Origin of the sequence: Anaerocolumna aminovalerica (assembly GCF_900115365.1) — a bacterium.
Classification (GTDB): Bacteria; Bacillota; Clostridia; order Lachnospirales; family Lachnospiraceae; genus Anaerocolumna; species Anaerocolumna aminovalerica.
Window position 1 is genome coordinate 165,502 of the sequence record NZ_FOWD01000003.1, and the last position, 21,786, is coordinate 187,287.

At 33.8% G+C, this 21,786-nt stretch carries 18 protein-coding genes; 1 reads left to right on the forward strand and 17 read right to left on the reverse strand.

The window, feature by feature from the left end; all coding sequences use genetic code 11:
* Positions 1 to 5: 5 nt before the first annotated feature.
* The 15 genes from ftsY to rimO form a co-directional block, all read right to left on the reverse strand.
* The gene (gene ftsY / locus BM183_RS02900) at positions 6 to 926 is read right to left on the reverse strand and encodes a signal recognition particle-docking protein FtsY (protein WP_091684273.1); all 921 of its coding nucleotides are present in this window, start codon (positions 924 to 926) and stop codon (positions 6 to 8) included.
* A 17-nt stretch (positions 927 to 943) separates the two neighbouring features.
* Positions 944 to 4,504 (reverse strand): chromosome segregation protein SMC, encoded by a 3,561-nt coding sequence (gene smc, locus BM183_RS02905; protein WP_091684274.1) that lies wholly within the window; start codon positions 4,502 to 4,504, stop codon positions 944 to 946.
* Positions 4,505 to 4,519: 15 nt separating this feature from the next.
* Positions 4,520 to 5,233 carry a ribonuclease III gene (gene rnc, locus BM183_RS02910; RefSeq protein ID WP_091684275.1) on the reverse strand — a complete coding sequence of 238 codons (714 nt, stop codon included), beginning with the start codon at positions 5,231 to 5,233 and terminating at the stop codon, positions 4,520 to 4,522.
* A 264-nt stretch (positions 5,234 to 5,497) separates the two neighbouring features.
* The gene (acpP, locus tag BM183_RS02915; protein WP_091684276.1) at positions 5,498 to 5,728 is read right to left on the reverse strand and encodes an acyl carrier protein; all 231 of its coding nucleotides are present in this window, start codon (positions 5,726 to 5,728) and stop codon (positions 5,498 to 5,500) included.
* A 26-nt stretch (positions 5,729 to 5,754) separates the two neighbouring features.
* Positions 5,755 to 6,756, reverse strand: a complete 1,002-nt coding sequence (gene plsX, locus BM183_RS02920) for a phosphate acyltransferase PlsX (RefSeq protein ID WP_091684320.1) — start codon at positions 6,754 to 6,756, stop codon at positions 5,755 to 5,757.
* A 274-nt stretch (positions 6,757 to 7,030) separates the two neighbouring features.
* Complete coding sequence (locus BM183_RS02925) at positions 7,031 to 7,474, reverse strand: hypothetical protein (protein ID WP_091684277.1); 444 nt, start codon at positions 7,472 to 7,474, stop codon at positions 7,031 to 7,033.
* A gap of 173 nt (positions 7,475 to 7,647) precedes the next feature.
* Positions 7,648 to 8,427 (reverse strand): CheR family methyltransferase, encoded by a 780-nt coding sequence (locus BM183_RS02930; protein ID WP_091684278.1) that lies wholly within the window; start codon positions 8,425 to 8,427, stop codon positions 7,648 to 7,650.
* Between the two features lie 86 nt (positions 8,428 to 8,513).
* Positions 8,514 to 9,617 (reverse strand): 30S ribosomal protein S1, encoded by a 1,104-nt coding sequence (gene rpsA / locus BM183_RS02935; protein ID WP_091684279.1) that lies wholly within the window; start codon positions 9,615 to 9,617, stop codon positions 8,514 to 8,516.
* A complete protein-coding gene (gene ispH, locus BM183_RS02940) occupies positions 9,605 to 10,450 on the reverse strand; it encodes a 4-hydroxy-3-methylbut-2-enyl diphosphate reductase (protein ID WP_091684280.1) in 846 nt (281 codons plus the stop codon). The genes rpsA and ispH overlap by 13 nt, the downstream gene beginning before the upstream one ends.
* Positions 10,451 to 10,559: 109 nt before the next feature.
* Complete coding sequence (cmk, locus tag BM183_RS02945) at positions 10,560 to 11,237, reverse strand: (d)CMP kinase (RefSeq protein ID WP_091684281.1); 678 nt, start codon at positions 11,235 to 11,237, stop codon at positions 10,560 to 10,562.
* Positions 11,238 to 11,319: 82 nt separating this feature from the next.
* Positions 11,320 to 12,600: a BaiN/RdsA family NAD(P)/FAD-dependent oxidoreductase gene (locus tag BM183_RS02950; protein WP_242960820.1), complete on the reverse strand. Its 1,281-nt coding sequence runs from the start codon at positions 12,598 to 12,600 to the stop codon at positions 11,320 to 11,322.
* A gap of 264 nt (positions 12,601 to 12,864) precedes the next feature.
* Positions 12,865 to 13,506: a hypothetical protein gene (locus BM183_RS02955; protein WP_091684283.1), complete on the reverse strand. Its 642-nt coding sequence runs from the start codon at positions 13,504 to 13,506 to the stop codon at positions 12,865 to 12,867.
* Positions 13,507 to 13,802: 296 nt separating this feature from the next.
* Positions 13,803 to 15,113, reverse strand: coding sequence for a competence/damage-inducible protein A (locus BM183_RS02960; RefSeq protein WP_091684284.1), 1,311 nt, complete (start codon positions 15,111 to 15,113; stop codon positions 13,803 to 13,805).
* 24 nt (positions 15,114 to 15,137) lie between these two features.
* On the reverse strand, positions 15,138 to 15,677 hold the full coding sequence (gene pgsA, locus BM183_RS02965) for a CDP-diacylglycerol--glycerol-3-phosphate 3-phosphatidyltransferase (RefSeq protein WP_091684285.1): 540 nt from the start codon (positions 15,675 to 15,677) through the stop codon (positions 15,138 to 15,140).
* Between the two features lie 222 nt (positions 15,678 to 15,899).
* Positions 15,900 to 17,273, reverse strand: a complete 1,374-nt coding sequence (gene rimO, locus BM183_RS02970; RefSeq protein WP_091684286.1) for a 30S ribosomal protein S12 methylthiotransferase RimO — start codon at positions 17,271 to 17,273, stop codon at positions 15,900 to 15,902.
* A gap of 343 nt (positions 17,274 to 17,616) precedes the next feature.
* Here rimO and BM183_RS02975 point away from each other — a divergent pair, with 343 nt between their 5' ends.
* Complete coding sequence (locus tag BM183_RS02975; protein ID WP_091684287.1) at positions 17,617 to 19,230, forward strand: hypothetical protein; 1,614 nt, start codon at positions 17,617 to 17,619, stop codon at positions 19,228 to 19,230.
* Positions 19,231 to 19,349: 119 nt separating this feature from the next.
* Here BM183_RS02975 and BM183_RS20460 read toward each other — a convergent pair whose 3' ends face one another.
* Positions 19,350 to 20,717, reverse strand: coding sequence for a hypothetical protein (locus BM183_RS20460; RefSeq protein WP_139221470.1), 1,368 nt, complete (start codon positions 20,715 to 20,717; stop codon positions 19,350 to 19,352).
* 54 nt (positions 20,718 to 20,771) lie between these two features.
* Positions 20,772 to 21,614: a bifunctional methylenetetrahydrofolate dehydrogenase/methenyltetrahydrofolate cyclohydrolase FolD gene (gene folD, locus BM183_RS02985; protein ID WP_091684289.1), complete on the reverse strand. Its 843-nt coding sequence runs from the start codon at positions 21,612 to 21,614 to the stop codon at positions 20,772 to 20,774.
* Positions 21,615 to 21,786: the final 172 nt, after the last annotated feature.

Genomic DNA, 21,786 nt, shown 5'->3' on the forward strand with positions numbered 1-21,786 from the left:
TCCTTTTAGTTAAATAGCGCATTTACAAAATCTTCTGCGTTAAATTTCTGTAAGTCCTCAATATGTTCTCCTATTCCAATATATTTTACAGGGATACCTAACTCAGACTGTATGGCAATAGCAATTCCTCCCTTTGCTGTTCCATCTAGCTTTGTTAATATAATTCCGGTGATTTCAGCCACTTCATTGAACTCTTTTGCCTGGGAAAGAGCATTTTGTCCGGTTGTACCATCTAATACTACCAAAGTCTCACGGTAGGCATCAGGGTATTCACGGGTAATGACACGGTCAATTTTCTTAAGCTCTTCCATTAAGTTTTTCTTATTATGAAGTCTGCCTGCCGTATCACAAATTAATACATCTGCATTACGTGCCTTTGTAGCCATAATAGCATCATAAATAACTGCTGCAGGATCAGAACCTTCCTGCTGTGCTATAATTTCTACTCCCGCCCGGTTGGACCATTCTGTTAACTGCTCAATGGCAGCGGCACGAAAAGTGTCCGCGGCAGCAACTAAAACCTTTTTACCCTGTTCTTTTAATTGACCAGCCAATTTACCAACGGAGGTTGTTTTACCCACACCGTTTACACCAATTAACATTACAATGGATTTGCGGTTTTCGAATTCATAAGCAGTTTCTTTTATTTCCATCTGCTCTTTGATACTTTGAATTAATAGGTCTTTACATTCTTTTGGTTCTTTAATTTTTAATTCTTTTACTTTGGATTTTAAATTATCGATAATTGAGGTTGTAGTATTAATCCCCAAATCAGCCATAATTAAGATTTCTTCTAATTCCTCATAAAAATCATCATCAATATTTGAAAATCCATTAAAAATAGAATCAATACCTGCTACAATATTGTCTCTTGTTTTGGAAAGTCCAGCCACCAATCGGCTGAAAAAACCTTTCTTTTCTCCCATGAGTTCACTCCTTAATTTTACTTATCTAATTCATTTTCTATTAAATTAACAGATACCAGGGTGGATACACCTTTTTCCTGCATGGTAATACCATATAGAATATCTGCTGCGGACATAGTACCTCTTCTATGAGTAATAACAATAAATTGTGTTTGTTCTGTTAATTTATGTAAATATTCTGCAAATCGCTTTACATTGGCATCATCCAAAGCAGCTTCAATTTCATCCAACAGACAGAATGGAGAAGGCTTTAGGTTCTGTATTGCAAATAATAAAGAAATGGCTGTTAATGCCTTTTCACCACCGGATAACTGTAGCATATTCTGCAATTTCTTCCCTGGCGGCTGAGAAGTAATAATAATTCCGGCTTCCAGAATATCTTCCTCTTCTGTTAATTCCAGGGTAGCTTTACCACCGCCAAATAATTGTTTAAATACCAAATCAAATTGCATTTTAATTGCCCGGAATTTTTCATCAAACTGCTTACGCATTTCATCGTCTAATTGGCTGATAATCTCCACTAAGGTCTCTTCGGCCTTTCGTATATCATCCCTTTGTGTTCTTAAGAAGATATACCGCTCAGACAAATTCTTAAAATCTTCAATTGCATTCACATTAACGTCACCAAGATTTTTAATTTTTCCTTTTAATTCGGAGATGTTTTTCTTGGTTTGAGGCAAATTAGTAATGGAATCGTCTTTTAATAATAAAGCAGAAGTATAGGTAAGTTCGTATTCTTCCCACATATAATTAATCTTTTCATCCATTTGTTCCAATAACTTTTCTAATTGATTGGACAGACGATATGTCTCTTTGTCCAAGTTGTTCATTTCCTGTGACAACTCTTCTCTCTTCCCAATAAAAGCTTTATGATTCTTAGTTATTTCCTCTTTCGTTTCATTTAATTCTTTGATTTTCTCTTCCAAGGACAAGATCTTTTGATGTAATAATTCAATTTCCTTTTCAGTGCTTTTAATATTCTCCAGCTTCTCCCCTATCTGTACTTCTGAAGTCTCTTTGGCTTTATTTAAATCTGAAGCTTCTTCATACAATTTTTCCAGTTCCCGTTTAATACGTTTAATATGTTCCAAAGTATTCTGATTACGTTGTTCCAATGCAGAAAAATCAATACGTATAGAGGAGGCTTTCTCATTTAATTTTTGTTCTTCTTGTTTTTCCTTGTCCAGTAAGCTATTGAACTCTTCGATTTTACTTTCATTTTCTTTGCTTTTTAGTATATTATCATTTAAAGCTTCATTCAGTTTGTCGATATTAACATGTAATTCTTTAGACTGTAATTCTATCTCAAGTATTTCATTAGAGATCTCATTGAAACTTACCTTACTTTCTTCTTTTTTGGCAATTTCCTGATTTATATTCATTTTAACGGTATTTTGATTTAAATGGAGCTCTTGTAGTTTTGCTTTATTCTCTTCTATAAGCTGCCTTATTGAATTTCTTTGATTTTTCTTATCTTCCTTATCTTCTGTCAATTGAACAACCAGTTTAGAAAGCATTTCTACGGTATTCTCCAGTTCTTCTATTTCACGGCGCCTGCTCAGTAAATTACTTGAATTCTTATAAGCACCGCCGGATAAAGAACCGCCCGGATTTAATAATTCTCCCTCTAAGGTTACAATACGCAATGTCTGGTTATATTTTTTAGCCAGGCGTAATCCATTGTCTATATGATCAACTACAATATTTCTGCCAAGTAAGTATCCCATCAAGTCCCGGAATTTTGGATCTGTTTCTACTAAAGTACTGGCATATCCGATTACGCCTTCTTCCTTAAGAATCTTATCGGAATTATTTAATTCTTTATTGGCAATATTGGTTAGAGGTAAGAAGGTAGCACGGCCATACTTATTCTTTTTTAAATATTCAATAAGGCCTTTGGCAGTCTCTTCTGTTTCTGTAACAATATTTTGAATATTACCCCCTAAAGCAATTTCAATAGCTGTTTCATACTGGGGATCTACCTTAATAATATCTGCAACAACACCAATAATACCATGGGCTGTATCTTTTTTCTCCATTACCTTACGAATACTATTACCATAACCTTCATAACGCTCCGTTAGGTTTTTTAAGGACTCCAGTTTTGATTTTTCCTTGTGGTATTCCTGTTGTTTCTCACTAATTTGAGAAGATAACTGATCAATCCCGGTCTGTAGATTCTCTATGGTAGATTCCACTTGCTCATTGCGGGAATTTAAATCATGAATTTCTATATTAATTTGATTTAAATTCTCTTCCTGCTCTTTAATGGCAATATCAATGAGAGCTTCCTCACTTTTGTTTTTTAAGAGCTTTTGATTTAATTCTACTTTTTTAATATTATTTTGTTCCAGTATAGTTTCATAACGTTGCAAATTGGACTTTATAGTAGCATTTTCACTTAAGAAATCAAATATTTCACTGTTGCAGTCCTCAATCTGCTTCAAGAAACCTGCTATATTTTCACGTACTTTTTCTAATTCTGACGTAATAGCTGATTGATCATCATCTAAGGCATCGATTTTTAAATCAATTTCCTGCTTTTCTTTAATATACCCTTCTTGCTCTATTTTTCTGGAACTAATATCTTTATTAATCGTTTCAAGTCTGGACTGGTAATGAAGAGCATTCTGCCTTATGGCAAGAATTTGTTCATTTAATACCTTAATGGCACCTTCCTGCTTTTCTTTATTTAACTTACATTCGTTAAAAGCATTCTTGTTCTCTTCCAGTTCTCTGTCACAGGTTTCCATCTTCAATTCCAGCTTTTCATACTCTTCTTTGGTGTTCTCATAGCCGTTAGTAACAGAAATCAAATGCTCTTTCGCAATTTGCAGCTTTTCTTCTATTTGGGTTTTGGATTCCCCCATATTACCATGTTCCATTAGAAACAAATTAACATCTAAGGTCTTTAATTCTTCTCTTAATTTCAGATATTCTCTTGCCACCTTAGATTGTTCCTCCAATGGTCCAATCTGTTTTTCAATCTCAGATAGAATATCATTAATTCTGCACAGGTTTTGTCTTTCTTCTTCTAAATTCTTTTCAGCGGAACTTTTACGTTTCTTAAATTTAACAATGCCGGCAGCTTCATCGAATAATTCACGTCTGTCTTCCGGCTTACCGCTTAAGATTTTATCTATCTGTCCTTGACCGATGATGGAATAGCCTTCCTTACCAATACCGGTGTCTAGAAATAATTCCTGCACATCCCGTAGTCTGCAGGAACCTCCATTAATTAAATATTCACTTTCACCGGAGCGATATACTCTTCTAGCAACAGTTACTTCCTCATATTCAATAGGGAGTTTATGATCGGAATTATCCAAAGTTATGGCAACATAGGCATAACCCATTGGTTTTCTGGTTTCCGTACCGGAGAAAATAACATCCTCCATTTTTGAACCTCTAAGCTGTTTGGCACTTTGTTCGCCAAGAACCCACCGGACAGCATCACCTACATTACTTTTACCGCTTCCGTTGGGTCCAACAATTGCTGTTATGCCATCATGAAATTCAAAGTTAATTTTATTAGCAAAAGATTTAAAGCCATGCACTTCAATGCTTTTTAAATACATTCATGAATCCCCCGTTTATTTTTTTCGTCCTCGCATCTTTAGTATGGACTGATAAGCCGCTGCCTGTTCTGCGGCTTTTTTGGTTCTGCCAACTCCCACACCTAATTCTGTATTATCAATTAGCGCAACCACAGTAAAATTCTTATTATGATCAGGTCCTTCCTCTTTTATTAATTCATAAGATAATTGTCCTTTGTAGTTACTTTGCACAATTTCTTGTAAGATAGTCTTGCTATCGAAAAAGAGCTGTTTATTCTCTACATCAGACAAGATAAATTCGCTGATGAACTCTTTTGCATTAGTAAAACCACCGTCTAAATAGATTGCACCGATTACTGCTTCCAAAGCATCCGACAAAATAGAATGCCTTTCTCTACCTCCGGTTGCTGCTTCCCCCTTGCCTAAAAGGATAAAATCTCCCATCCTAATGTTAATAGCACATTGGGCAAGCATTTGCTCGCATACTAATCTGGCTCTTAATTTTGTCATATCACCTTCCGGCATCTTTGAATTATTACGGAAAATGTATTCACTAGATACTAATTCAAGAACAGCATCACCAAGAAACTCTAATCTTTCATTATTATCTAACTTATTTAACCTTTTTTCATTGGCAAAAGAACTGTGAGTCAGGGCATGCCTTAGCAACTTTCGATCATTGAAATGATAACCAATGATATCTTCAAAAGCTTTTAAACGCGTTAATCCAGATATATCTGTACCAGCCATCTTTTTCAACCTCCAATCAAAATATTCTAACAACTTTAAATGATTTATATCTCAAATAAAAAATCTTAAGAAAATGTCATTCCAATTTAAATTTCTGCTTTTAAAAGTTTATTCTCAAATAAACAGGTTTATATCATAGTATTTTAACCTATTTGAGATTAATAACAAGCAAAATTTAAATCAGAATGACACGATAGGAACTTTTTCAGTAATTCTTTTTTACGGATAACCGCTCCAAAGAGAATACGAAATAATAAAACTTAATTAATTTAAAGCTTTCTTAATTTCGTCTACTGCATCACCAACTGTAACTATATTTTCAGCATCTTCATTGGCAATTTCAATGTCAAACTCTTCTTCAATACCCATAATAATTTGGAAAATATCCAGTGAGTCTGCACCTAAATCATCAACAAAAGTTGTTTCCATTGTAATTTCATCCGCTTCTACGTTTAATACTTCACCAATAATCTTCTTTAACTTTTCAAATTCCATAATAATCACCTTTCATCTTTTACCTTTTATTCTTTTTCTTGAATATAAATGCTTATTTTTTCATTAATTTCTTGTTCTACAAATGTTAAACATTGAATAATTGAATTTTTAATCTCAATACTTTTTGAACTACCATGAGTCTTTACTACAAGTCCATTTAGTCCAAGCAGCGGTGCTCCGCCATATTCGGAGGCATCAAAAGACTTTAAGGTTTCCTTTAAAGCAGGCTTACTAAGTAATGCCCCTATCTTACTTCTTGTAGTGCTCATTAATCCGGACTTTATTTTACCGACTAAAGCACTTCCAAGTCCTTCGTAAAGCTTTAAAATTACATTTCCCACAAATGCCTCACAGACAATAACGTCTGCACCTCCATGGGGAATTTCCCTAGCCTCAATACTTCCTATAAAATTAATATCGTTACAATTCTTAAGAAGAGGAAATGTCTCTTTTACCAACATGTTTCCTTTTTCTTCTTCAGCACCTATATTCACAATTGCTACTCTTGGATTTTTAATGCCAACAACATGTTCCATATATACGGAACCCATTTTCGCAAATTGTACTAAATGTGATGCCCTTGCATCCACATTGGCACCACAGTCTACCAGTAAAGAAACTCCTTTTATGGTTGGAATGAGTGGTGCTAGCGGTGGTCTTTCTACTCCTTTTATTCTACCTATAATTAATTGTCCACCTACTAAAACAGCGCCAGTACTTCCGGCAGAAACAAATGCATCTGCTTCACCGTTTTTAACAAGATTCAGAGCAACAACAATAGAAGATTCTTTTTTACGTCTTATGGCCATTACAGGTGCTTCTTCATTGGTAATTACTTCATTAGCATTTACAATAGATAAACGCTCTTTATCATAAGTATAATTACTTAGTTCAGCATTGATTGCTTCTTCTTTACCAACCAGTATTACCTGTATATCTTCTCTTTCGTTGATTGCTTCTACTGTGCCTTTCACAATTTGACCGGGTGCGTTATCCCCACCCATTGCGTCAACGGCAACTCTTACCATTCTCTTCATAGTTGGCTCCCATCTGCACAATGCGCATATTTACATACTGTATACTCTCCTTCTAATCCCCCTGCCAGTATCTATACATCAATATACTAGATATTATTATAAAAATCAACACTAAATTGTGAAAATATATAACCGGTAATGATACATTAAATTATCCAGGAAAAATAGTAAGGAATCTTCGGAAAATTGCACTGGCTGTTGTAAACCGATAAACAAAAAATTACTGTTTATTGGTTTTCCAACAGCCACCTTAAATTGACTTTGCCTATTTGTTTGAATTATGAAACTCTTCAATAATGTTATCTGCAACTTCAGGATGTGTGCTATATACGTGATTTAAATAACGGAAATTGCTTCCTTCATAGGGTTGAATTTCCCCCATTAATCCAACTTCATAACAGTTGCGTATAATATTTATAATACAATTGTCAAAATGGTTACTGGTACAAGATTTACATTGCCTTAGAATATGTGCAATACCTCGTTCTAATTCTTCGGTATTATATAGTTTTAGATCCGATATGGGAATATTATCACTACCATTTTCCACATAGGTAATTCCGTCCTTAAAACATTTTGTTATGCATTGTTGTGCATATCCAATAATGCAGTCCTTTTTTACACAACTACCGCACTGTTCTTCTGTAAGGCAGGCATTTCCCAAATCAGAAATTACTTGATTAAAATCAAATTCTTCGTATAAAACCATACTATCTCCTTTATCTTTTGTATTATACAATTCGTATGATTGATATGTAACTAAAAATGCACCCAGAAAGATTTATTATCTTTCAAAGGTGCGTATAGAGCATAGATACAATTCACGGAACTTTTATTTTCTAAATTAAGTTCCGTTATATGCATACGTTTTGATAACAATATCTACATTTTTCGATAAAAAAATGATTTATGAGTGATAAACTGTAAGTTTTGAGGTTGAATAATTTGCTCTGTACTACCCACAAATAATATGCCATCTTTTTTCAAGGATTGATTAAACTTCTTGTAAATATTATCCTTTGCTTCTTCCGTAAAATAGATTAATACATTTCTGCAAACAATCAAATCACAATGGCTTGGATATTCATCTTTTAACAAATTATGCTGCTTAAATTCCACACATTGCTTTATACTATCAGAAATCTGATAAGTCTTATCATTAATTTCACGAAAATACTTTGATAAAAATTCATCAGGAAGGCCTTTTAAGCTCTTTATATTATAAAGACCTAGCTTGGCTTTTGACAGAACCTGTTTATCAATGTCAGTTGCAATGATTTTAATGCGGGAAAGAGGTAAGAATTTAGATAACAGCATGACTAAGGAATATGGTTCATCTCCTGTAGAACATGCCGCGCTCCATATCTTTAGCTGATTACCAAACTTACTGAAAAGGTAAGGCAAGATATCTCTTTCCAATAGGTTCCATTGTTCCGGATTACGGTAAAATTCTGATACATTAATGGTCAAATAATTAATAAACTCTTCAAACATCACCGGATTCTTCTTAATAGTTTCCACGTATACGTTGTAAGAATCAATCTTATGTTTGGCTATTAATGCATCAATTCTCCGTTTCATTTGACGTTCTTTATATGCATGTAAATCAATTTTAGTTAAACTTAAAATCTGCGCTTTAAAGGCCTCATAATTATCTATCACAGAGAACCTCCATATTCTCAATACATGTATTTACATGTAACACATCCTTATGAATGTGTTTACATAGTCTTTTGTATTAATATTCTTTATTCTTCTGTAGTTTCAACATTCTCTTCTTTTTGCTCTGCTGCTTCATCATCTGCATGTAGAGCTTTTATGCTTAAGCTGATCTTCTTTTCCTCCAGATTAAAGTCAACTACTTGTGCAGTCACTTCTTCTCCAATGGATAAAACATCAGATGGCTTTTCTACATGTTCTTTAGAAATCTGGGATACATGAAGTAAAGCATCTACACCTGGCTCTAATTCCACAAAAGCACCAAAGTCAGTCATTCTTGCAACTTTTCCTGTTACAACTGTACCAACAGCGTAATTTTCAGCAGCTTTTAACCATGGATTGGTATTCTCAAATTTAAGACTTAAAGCAATTTTTTCTCCAGAGATTTCTTTAATAAGAACTTTTACAGAATCTCCTACTTTAAATAATTTCTTAGGATTGTCTACTCTGCCCCAAGACATTTCTGAAATATGAAGAAGACCATCAGCACCGCCTAAATCGATAAACACACCGAAATCGGTAACATTCTTAACAATGCCTTCTACTGTCATTCCTACGCTGATTCTTTCAAATAACTCTTTTTGCATAGCTTTCTTCTTCTCAACGATTAGCTGCTTACGATCGCCAATAATTCTTCTTCTCTTAGGGTTAAATTCGCTGATTACGAATTCAATTTCTTGTCCTGCATATTTTGCTAAATTCTTTTCATAAGTATCGGAAACTAAGCTTGCAGGAATAAAGATTCTTGCTTCATCAATAATTACACTTAAGCCGCCTTCTAATACTGCAGCAACTTTTGCTTTTAACACTTCCTTATTGTTAAAGGCTTCTTCTAATCTCTTGTTTCCTTTTTCAGCGGCCAATCTTTTATAAGTTAAAAGAACTTGTCCTTCACCATCATTTACTTTCAATACTTTGGCTTGCATAACATCGCCTTCGTGAACAAGTGTAGTCAAATCTACGTTAGGGGTATTAGTATATTCACTTCTAGTAATAATACCATCTGCTTTGTAGCCTATATTTAAGACGATCTCGTCTTCTTTTACACGTATTACAGTGCCCTCTACTACCTCTCCATTGTGTATTGTTTTAAATGATTCCTCTAATAATTGTTCAAAACTCATTTCTGACATGCGGTATGAACCTCCTTGATAATATTGTTTGGGGTGGATGCCCCTGCTGTAATACCTACGCTACGAAAAGATTGGAGTTTCTCCAAATCCAGGTCTCTAAGTGTCTGTATATAGTAAGTATTTTCACATTCTAATTTAGATATTTCGTAAAGCTTTTGGGTATTGGAACTATGCTTGCCACCTATGATAATCATGGCATCTGACTCTTTTGCAAGCTGTCTGACTTCTGTCTGACGTTCTTCAGTAGCATTACATATCGTATTTAAAACAATTATATCATAACCCTTTTTTGAGATAATTTCAACTAAATCTTGAAATTTCTTGTAATTATATGTCGTCTGGGATACAATACATATTGTTTTCTCCTCCGGTATTTTTAAATGCTCAATTTCGTCAGCATTTTTTATTACCGAATGATTCTTATTTTCACACCATCCTTTGATTCCTTCTACCTCCGGATGGCTGTCATTACCAACGATTATGATATAATGCCCTAATTCACTGTGTTCTTTTACAACCCTATGGATTTTTAATACATAAGGGCAAGTAGCATCAACTAATTTCAGCCCTTGTTCTTTAATGATATCATAGATTTCCTTTGATACACCGTGGGAACGTATAATTATTGTACCCTCAGTAATTCCTTTTAATTCTTCTATTGTATGAATCAATCCTACACCTTTTGACGCCAGATCATCCACCACTTCTTCGTTGTGTATAATTGGTCCAAAAGTATAGACTTTACTGCCCTTTTCAGCTTCTTTATAAACCATATCTACAGCTCGTTTTACACCAAAACAAAATCCTGCTGTTTTTGCTAAAGTAACTTTCATTTTTATAACCATGCTCCTTTCAAAGCCCGGAGACTTAATGGGTAGCACAAATTACGGTTGAAGGAATTTCAACCTCCCCCACATAATGCCTCTTTACAGCACTTCACAATTAACCTCTTTCTAATCTTTCAAGGTATAAAGCAATGATCCTATCAATCACTTCCTCTATACTCATTTGCGAGGAATCAACTAGTACCGCATCCTCCGCCTGGCAAAGAGGAGATATTTCCCGATTCATGTCTTGTTTGTCTCTGGCTTTAATATCCTGTTCAATTTCATCTATGTTACAAGGGATACCTTTTAAACTTAATTCATTCCAGCGCCTTTTGGCTCTTTCTCTGGAACTGGCAGTTAAATATATTTTTAATCCTGCATCGGGAAGAACAACTGTTCCAATGTCTCTTCCATCCATAATAACCGTTCTGATTTTGGCTAAGTTTTGTTGCAACTCCACCATTTTTTTTCTTACTTCATAATGTTTTGCCACAGCAGAGGCCATATTACCCACTTCTTCTTTACGAAGAAGATTTGTTACATTTTCATTATTCAAAATAACCTGTTGCTCTCCATTCTTATAATCAATGGTTATTTCAAGAGAATCACAAGCTTTCTGTATTTCTTCCCTGCTTTCGGTATCTATGTTCTGTCTTATAAAATATAATGCTACCGCACGATACATCGCACCTGTGTCAACATATACAATCTGAAGTTTCTTTGCTATGCTTTTTGCTATGGTACTCTTTCCTGCGCCGGCAGGTCCGTCTATGGCTATATTCTTATTTTTCATTTTGCTTATCCTATCTGCCTTTATTTTGTATCAAAATTATATTTAAAATTGATCCATTGATTTAATAATGACTCAATCCCAGTTACACTGCACTTCCAGCAATATATCCCGTTGACCAGGCAATTTGAAGATTAAAGCCACCGGTTAATGCATCTAAGTCAAGTACTTCTCCCGCAAAAAACACATTGGAGACCAATTTGGATTCCATGGTGGACGGATTGACTTCTTTTACTTGAATACCGCCTTTTGTTATAACTGCTTCGTTGTATTCACGGAAGCTGGTTATATGGAAAGTAAGACCTTTTAACAAGTTGACTAGTCTGATTCTTTCCTCTTTTGTAATCAAATTTACTTTTTTTTCTGGATCAATAAAACTTAATGCTATTATAACTGGAATCAGTTTATGTGGCAATAGCTTATCTAATGCATTCTTAAATTGTCTGTTACTAAATTCTCCAAAATCTCTTAAAACTCTATCATCTAATTGTTCTAAGGTCAGCGCCGGTTTTAAATCTATAGAAAGGGCTAAGTCTTTATTCTCCATATAAGGAATACAATAACTGCTGGCACTTAATATAACAGGACCGCTGACTCCAAAATGAGTAAATAATAGTTCTCCAAAGTCTCTGTATATTTCTTTCTTTTTAGAAGTTATTTTAATCTCAATATTTTTTAATGATAAACCTTGAAGTTCTTTTATTTTTTCTATTTCTTTTATATTCATAGGAACTAAAGACGGATTACATTTAGTAATAGTGTGTCCCATAGCCTTTGCAAATTCATATCCGTCTCCGGTTGAACCGGTTGCTTTATAGGAAAGGCCTCCTGTAGCAATTATGATTTTATCACCATATAATATTTCGGAATTATTCTTTATAACTACACCTTTAAAGGTATTGCTTTCTATCAGTATCCGGTCTACTTCTTGCTCAAAGCGTACATCTACATGTAAACGGTTTAATTCTCTGGATAATGCAGAAATTACATCGGAAGATTTATCAGACTCTGGAAAAACGCGATTACCTCTTTCGATTTTAGTCTTTAATCCCAGCTCTTCAAAGAATGTAATAAGATCATAATTGCTGAAAGTATAAAAAGCACCGTAGAGAAATTTGGAATTTGTAACTACATTATGAAATAACTCTTCCATTTCACAAGCATTTGTAATATTACATCTGCCTTTTCCGGTAATGTATAATTTTTTACCTAATTTATTGTTTTTCTCTAATAAGATTACTTCATGATTATTTCGGGCAGCAATAATTGCCGCCATCATTCCGGCAGCTCCTCCACCTGCTACAATTACTTTTTTTCTTGAAAAATCCTCTGTCATATATCCTCTTTTCTCATATGGTTTTTCCATATATTTTATCTGGTAGATTGTTTATATAAATTTTATCCTTCTATTTATGATACAATAAAAATTGGATAAAGAAAATCAGAAGATACAGCACTTTTACCAAGCCTACCTGCAAAACCAAAAGGGTAATCCTAAACATGGTTTTGGTTCATGATACAAGAAAGAATTTTGACTTCAATAATAAGCTTATAAGTCAAAATTCTTATTGTTTTTATTCATAATCTAAATTACAGAAATACTATAATATATTAATGATGTTAAATCATACTATTTTGAGGTATTTCCATCCAGATATACTTCGTTTATTTCAAATTTATAATGACCAGATTCATAATTTTTCCCTTCTACCCTGTAAATTACTTTTGGATATTGAGGAAAATTTTCAATAATACTTTGGGCGATAGCATCTAAAATAGTGGTTTCTAAAGAGGATCCCACATTTACCAACGGAGCCTGATCGGAAAGAAAACTTACAATAACCGTATCCTTTTCTATGGCAATCTCATGAATTCCTACGGTAACAGAACGATCTGCAAAGGAATCCACTACCATATCCACTACTAATTCAGGTGTTAATTCGGTTTCTTCCGGTACCAATGCAATTGCAGGTTCAATTTCCAAGCTTATATCATTAAAAGTATAAATAGGAATTTCTTTATTGGCAACCGGTGCAACGATTTCCTTTTCCCCGAGAACTTCTGCTTTTTTGTCTTTATCAGGAACATCACTTAAAATTTTGTTTTCTGTATTGGCTGTGTCTTCACCTGTCTTTTTCTCTTCTGTTGTATCAATTTGTGTATTTGGTGTACCCTCATTAGATTTGTTTGTATTGGAAGTACAACCGGTTATAAATAACATACAAGATATAGATAAAATCATACCTACTTTCATAATTGAATTCTTTTTCATAAACTTCGCTCCTTACTTAAGTTCATTTAGCTTAAGAGCACTAAATATAATTCTTCTTTCAAAAAGAAGAATATATTTCAGTATCATCATTAGCATATCAATATATTGAAACATGATTATTATTAATATTTATACTTTTTAAAGGTTAAGAACAATTATTAATACAATTTATTTAACCTATACCTCTACAATAAAATATTATGCTTTAACTTTGTCATTTCTATGTTAAAACCTTGATATTTTATGGTCAAACATCATATCTTAATTATTTGATATTCTAAAAATACTTATTGAGCTTATTCGAATTCTTCAATTATGGAAGTCCTTAATAAATCCAGTCCGTTTATAACTGCATATTCTCTGACTTTTTGTCTGTTCCCTTTGAATTGATATTTTTTCACTCTAACATGTCCATTTACCATGCAGCCAATATACACAGTTCCAACCGGTTTTTCCTCCGAGCCGCCTCCCGGTCCTGCAATACCTGTAATTGCTAACGATGTTTTTCTGCTGTGGCTATTATTAATCCCAGTATCACAAGCAACGGAGTTATCGTTAATTTTATTGTCTTCTATATTTTCACAAGCACCACGTGCCATTTCAACAGCAGTCTCTCTGCTTACTGCACCATAACTTTCTAAAGTTTTGTGACTTACATTTAGATATTTTTCTTTTGCTTCATTAGAATACGTAATAAAACCTTCATCAAGAACTTCCGATGCACCTGGCACATTAACCAGTCTTCCGGTTAAAAGTCCCCCTGTACAGGATTCTGCTGTAGTTATGGTCAACTTATGTTTTGCCAATAAATTTACTACCACATCTTCTAAATTCTCTTCTTCCTTATTGGTGTAAATGTGTGTGGAAAAACGCTTTTCTAATTCTTCCACAACCGGTTTTACCAACGCTTTTCCTTCTGTCATATCAGAAGCACTTGCCGTAATTCTTAAATGCACTTCTCCGGTTTTTGCATAAGGAGCAATGGTAGGATTGGTTTGATGAGTAATTAAATCCTGTATCATAGTCTCTGCTTTGCTTTCTCCGATACCACATATTTTTATCATTTCTGAATATAGAACTCCTGGTTGAAGTTTATTTAAATATGGGAATATAGCTTCCTGAAACATTGGTTCCAATTCATTAGGCGGTCCCGGTAACAGAATAATAATTTTACCATCCTCTGTCTCTACAATAAGGCCCGGTGCTGTTCCATTGGGATTGTCTACAACAGTAGAACCCTCTATTATTAAAGCTTGCTTCCAATTGTTTTCCGTAATCTCCAGGCCTTTTTTTCTGGTAAAGTATTCTTTGATTCTATCCTTTGTATGAGAATCTTCTATTATTTTTTTGTTTAAAACTTTCGCTGTTACTTCTTTTGTTAAATCATCTTTTGTGGGCCCCAGTCCTCCTGTAAGAATCAGAAGGTCGGAACGGGTTAATGCTGCATTTATAGCAGCTGCTAATCGTTCTTCATTATCCCCGACGGATACCTGGTAATAATTTGTAATGCCTAACTCTGCACATTTTCTTGCTAAATAGTTGGCATTGGTATTAACTATATTGCCAAGTAAAATTTCGGTGCCTACACTTATTAGTTCTGCAATCATAATTAAATCACCTTCGTTTTATATTTACTTATTCTCTGAAAGCACTGTCCTGTTCTTATATAAATAATCCACTAATGAAATAACTGTAAGAGCCAATGCTAAATAAGTAAATACCAGCTCTAACACATTAAAGAACGGATAATCCAGATTAATGATTAAAAGAATGCACATAATCATCTGAGAGGTTGTTTTAAATTTACCCCAATAACTTGCTGCAATAACAACGCCGTTATCGGAAGCTACCAAACGGAATCCGCTAATGATAAATTCTCTGGATATAATAACAATAATAATCCATGCGGGTACTAATTGTAATTGTACAAAGCAAATCAAAGCTGCACTTACTAAAAGCTTATCTGCCAACGGATCTGCAAATTTACCAAAGTTAGTGACTAAATGATATTTCCTTGCAATATACCCATCAATAAAGTCGGTAAAACTAGCTGTAATAAATATAATTGCAGCGATCAGATTTCCATAAGGTATATTAGGTACCAGAAAAAATATTAAAAATAATGGAATCATAAAAACTCGTAATATGGTTATTTTATTTGGTAAATTCATGACAAACCTTCCTTTCAAAGATTAACTATTTTATTTTCTTTTGTGTATTCTTCATTGTCATTAATTACAGTTTTCCCTCACTGGTCAAAGGGGATATTCCACTTGCCAATAGGCAAGTTTATCCGCTTACACTACCAGCTCTACCTCATTGCCACTACGTGGCATTTCGCCAGGAGCTTGAACTCCTTCTGAAACAGGCAAATCCTCACTTCCCTGATGAGGTTAAATTAGTTCTCCTATTAAATCATAACCATTTGCATCGGTAACCAGAACTTCAACAAATTCTCCTGACATTAATTCCGCACGAGTTGGTACAAAAATATAACCGTCCACATTTGGTGCGTCTTTATACGTTCTTCCAATATAAACATTACCCATGGACATTACTTCTTCTTCGGACAGTTGTGTCTTGTCTGCGTATTCTTCAGCAGGTAATTTACCTTCAATCATAACCTTTAGTTTTTGACTTATCATATCTTTTGCTTTTGCAAAGGCGATTCCTTGTTGTAATTCCATAATTTCAGCCTGACGGCGTTTTTTAATATGTCTTCGAATCTGGTGTTTCATTTTAGCTGCCGGTGTTTCTTCTTCTTTGGAATAAGTAAATACACCTAAACGTTCAAACTTCATATCATTTACAAAGTCCATTAATTCATTATGTTCTTCATCTGTTTCTCCCGGGAAACCTGTAATCAACGTAGTTCTAAGTGCAATATCCGGTATTTCTTTTCTTAACTTACCAATAATATTAACCAGTTCTTCTTTGTTTGTTCTTCTTCCCATTCTTTTTAAGATATTATCTGAAGCATGCTGTATTGGCATATCTAAATAACTACAGACTTTGTCTTCTTCCTTTATTACCTGAATCAAATCATCAGTAATTTCTTCCGGATAGCAATACAGAATTCGAATCCACTCAATTCCTTCAATCTTACATAATTCTCTTAAAAGCTTTGGAAGTGATTTTTCTCCATACAGATCTTTGCCATATAGAGTGGTTTCTTGTGCTACCAGTATCAGTTCCTTTACTCCATTTTCAGCAAGGGTTGCAGCCTCTTCTAACAGGATTTCCATAGGTACACTTCTATAGTTTCCACGAATCTTAGGAATAATACAGTAAGTACAGTGTTTATCACAACCTTCTGCAATCTTTAGGTAGGAAAAATAGCCTCCGGTGGTATTCACTCTGTTGGTCTTTACCTGTAAAGAACTGTTGTTGTCTTTGACAGCTACGGTTTTCTTACCTTCTAACACAGAGTCAATAATAGCTCCGATTTCATCATAACTGGTAGTACCAACAATAGCATCTACTTCCGGTATTTCATTTTGTATATCTTCTTTGTATCTTTGTGCCATACATCCGGTAACAATAAGGCCTTTTAATCTTCCGGTTTTCTTATATTCTGCCATTTCAAGTATGGTATTGATACTCTCTTCCTTTGCATCATTTATAAAACAACAGGTATTAACTATAATTATATCTGCCTGATTCTCGTCATTAGTTATTGTAATGCCTTTATCACGAATAATCCCAAGCATTACTTCACTATCAACTAAATTTTTATCACAACCCAGTGATATAAATAATATATTCATATAATCCTCCAAAAATAAATAACTTAACAATTTATCAAAAATTAACATGCTTCCTCATGTCCAAAGACATTTTAACAGTTTTCTTTTTAAAATGGAACCTTAATTTCATTCTTTTATAAAATTTAAATAATTCTAATCGGTTTCTAATTGACTTTACCACTTATTTTGTTATGATATATTTTATAAACATGTAAAAATGGACATTTATACCAAATTCCATCCTTTGGTAAATAAGGCTGTCCCTTCATTACTTAATCAATAGGAGGTTACGTTTTTCTACCGGTAATTGCCGGAGAACAAAATTGCTATTAAATGGCGTTAATGCGCCGGAATCGAGGTTTCTATGAAAAAATTTATACAAAGACTTATTACAGTTTTAGTTTTATTATTTATAGCATTTATTTATTACTATATTGCACTGCCGCCAATTAACATCCACTCACCGGGCTTTTGGTTCTTTATTATCGGAGGACTGCTGATAATTTCCATTGTTATCGGCCTTGCCACTGCCAACATTGATAAAAATGGCCATCGAATTCCCGGTCCTGTTTTTAAGAATAAATTCTTTAAAATATCTTTGAGTATAACCGGTGTTATTATTGCTTTATTTGTTATTGGAAGTCTTTTATCTTCTACTATTATAAATGCAAATAAATATCAAAGTTTACTTACCATTACGGAAAGAGACTTTAATGAAGATATTAAAGAAATCTCTTATGATGAAATTCCTATTCTTGATAAAGATTCTGCTTCCTTGCTTGGTTCCAGAAAAATGGGAAGTATGGTGGAATATGTATCTCAGTTTGAAGTTGCCAGCAACTATACCCAGATTAATTATCAGGGTAAACCAGTTCGTGTAACTCCGTTAAAATACGGAGGCGCAATAAAATGGTTGACTAATCGTAATAAGGGTATTCCGGCTTATTTGAGAATAGATATGACAACCCAAGAAGTTGAACCGGTTAAATTACAGAAAGGTATCAAATATTCAGAATCCGAACATTTTGGAAGAAATATATACCGACACTTAAGATTTAATTATCCTACTTATATCTTTGATACCATTAATTTTGAAATTGATGATGAAGGAACTCCTTATTGGATTTGCCCTACAAAAGATTACACTATCGGTTTATTTGGGGGCCAAATGGTTGGCCATGTTGTAGTTGTTAATGCAATAACCGGGGAACATGTTTCTTATAGAGTTGAAGATACACCAAAATGGATTGACCGCGTGTACTCAGCAGAACTTTTAATCCAGTTATATGATTATTACGGTACATTAAGACATGGTTTCTTTAATTCGGTGTTTGGTCAAAAGGACGCATTACAGACTACCGACGGCTATAATTATCTTGCCCTTGAAGACGATGTATGGGTATATACCGGTGTAACCTCTGTTGGACGGGACGAATCCAATGTAGGTTTTGTATTAATGAACCAAAGAACAGCAGAAACCCGCTATTATTCCATAGCTGGTGCGGAAGAATATTCTGCAATGGCTTCTGCAGAAGGTCAAGTACAACATTTGGGATATAGGGCAACTTTTCCTCTGCTTCTTAATATCAGCGGAGAACCCACCTATTTTATCGCTTTAAAGGATGCAGCCGGTTTAGTTAAGAAATATGCTATGGTAAATATTGAGCAGTATAATATCGTTGCTATTGGTGATTCTGTAAGCCAGTGTGAAAAGATATATACAGAACTGCTGCAAACCAACGGGTTCACTGTAAGGGATGTGTCAAATTTACCTAAAGTTACCGGTCACATTGCCAAAATAGCCGAAGGGGTTATTGACGGAAATTCTCATTACTTTATTTTGTTGGATTCCAGCAATGAAATATTCGACGTTGAAGTAGTTGACCATATAGATATTATTAAATATAATGTAGGCGATCTTATAACTTTTACCTATTCAAAAGGCACTAAAGCAAATACTGTATTAGGAATTGAATAATACTAATCACTGTTTAAAACCTTTCCAGAAATTTGGGACGTATAAGGTATAATTTTATAAATAAGTAAATATCAAAGGAGCGAATAATCTGCAAACCGCAAGTTATTCACTCCTTTTTTTTACTTGGAACCAAATATTCTTATATGTTTTTTTATTCTGCCCAGATACCTTTTTTTACCGGACTCCATAATATGCACTTCTTTATTTTTTCCATTTCTACTCTTAGTAGTATCTTTCCAAATCCTCTTTTGCTTTTTCTCCTGATATTGATAATCACCGATAAAAGAAACTTTTATGAATTTTTTAATACACTTTATATCCTGTTTCTTATCAAGGGAGCGCAGACCTAAATCAATATTTTTTCTGATACGCCGCATTGCCTTATTGTGGTTCACTGAAGTAATAAGTTTGCCTTCCTCAAAAATCAATTCACCTACGAACTTAAAACTAAAACATAGTGGGTTGTTTAAATCCTTATGATAGGGTGACCTATAATCTTTAACTAAAGAATTGGCAAACATAATTGCCCCGGAATATTTCAATGGTTCATTCACATTTACATATTGAACCGTTTCTAAACCTTGCTCTAAATTACAAACCTCTGGTTTTACATTATTAATAATAGGATATCCTCTGTCAGAGGTTACCTGAAAACTTTTTAAATAAAGCTGATGATCCTTTAATTCAAATAGGCATTTATATTGGAAATTTAAATCGTTAGTCCAAGTAGGTGATATACCAAAATATTCAGGATGAAACACAAAGGATTGTTCGCTGGCCAGAATTTCATATCTTTCTTTGTCAATTATAATAATATCCCTGTCACAATCAGTTAAACATTCTTCTTGACCCCGAATTTCTAAGGAATCTTCCTTTTGTTCATTTATTTCTTTCATGGTTAACTCCAAATCTTCTTCAACTATTGTATCTCTTATTGTCTCAGTTATTGTTTCTGCTGTTGTATCTGGCATTATCTCTGCCATTGCTCCTGCTGTTGTATCTGGCATTATATCTGACATTGCTCCTGCCGTTGTATCTGGCATTATCTCTGTCATTGCTCCTGCTGTTGTATCAGACATTGTATTTGCTGTTATTTCGGGTATTGTCTCTAATGTTGTTTCTGACGTTGTCTCTGCTATTTTCTCTGATATTGTTTCTGGTATTATTTCTGATTTTGTTTTTATTATTGTTTCTGGTACCGTTGATATTGTCTCTGACATTGTCTCTGGTGTAATTTCTGATACATCCATATTTGTAATATCCGGAACAGAATTATTTTCTTTATTGTTCATTGTAATAGTCACTGAATCATCCAAATCAACTTCTGCTGTATTTAATGTATTCTCTTTATCTTGCTCAGCACTTGGTTTATCTTCTATATTAGAAGGAATATTTATATCGGAATTCGTAACATTTTCCATATTTTCAACAGTCCCGTTATCCTGTCTAGGATACGAACGATTATTTTGCCTATAATTTCTTCTCATAATAATTTAAAAACCCCTCAATTCATATAATGAAATGTTGTAAAAATTAATGGTTTACAAAAGTTCTATGCTGTCTACACAGTTATGCATCAGCATTGCAATAGTCATAGGGCCAACTCCGCCCGGAACCGGTGTTATTGCACTAACATGGTCTACTACGTCATCAAAGTCTACATCACCACATAATTTATTGTTTTCATCACGGTGAATTCCAACGTCAATTACCACAGCACCTTCTTTTATATATTCTTTATTAATAAACTTTGGTTTTCCAATTGCAGCAATTAGAATATCACCACGTTTTGCAACTTCTTTCAAATTTTTAGTTTTTGAATGACAGACAGTAACTGTACCATTCTCTTTTAACAGCAACATAGACATTGGTTTTCCTACGATGTTACTTCTTCCAATAACAACACATTCTTTTCCTTCAATGGATATTCCTGAACGCTTTAATAATTGAATAATACCGGCAGGTGTACAGGAGACAAAACCTTTTTGTCCAATACTAAGGCGCCCTACACTTTGAGGATGAAAACCGTCAACATCCTTTAACGGTGAAATAGTCTCTATTATTTTATCTTCATGAATATGTTTTGGTAATGGTAACTGTACTAAGATTCCATTTACTTTCTTATCCTTGTTTAACTCTTCTACTAATTTTAATAATTCTTCCTCTTTAGTTTCTTCCGGCAATTCATAAGACAATGATTTAATCCCGATATATTCACAAGCTTTCTTTTTATTACCTACATAAACGCTGGAAGCAGGATCATTACCCACTTGAATTACAGCAAGTGTAATTTCAACACCATCTTTTTTAAGAGATAAAACCTTATCTTTTAGTTCTTCTTTAATTTCATTTGATATTTTTTTACCATCAATAATTTGTGCCATATTACCACCCTCCTATATAATTTACATAATATATATATGTTATCTGTTTTATCTGCTAATGTAAGAATTTTCTGTTTTATACATATGTATTTTTACTATGTTTATTGTAATACATTTCAAAACATATCACAAGTATATTAATTCTTAATATTTCTTGACTGGTACATAACCT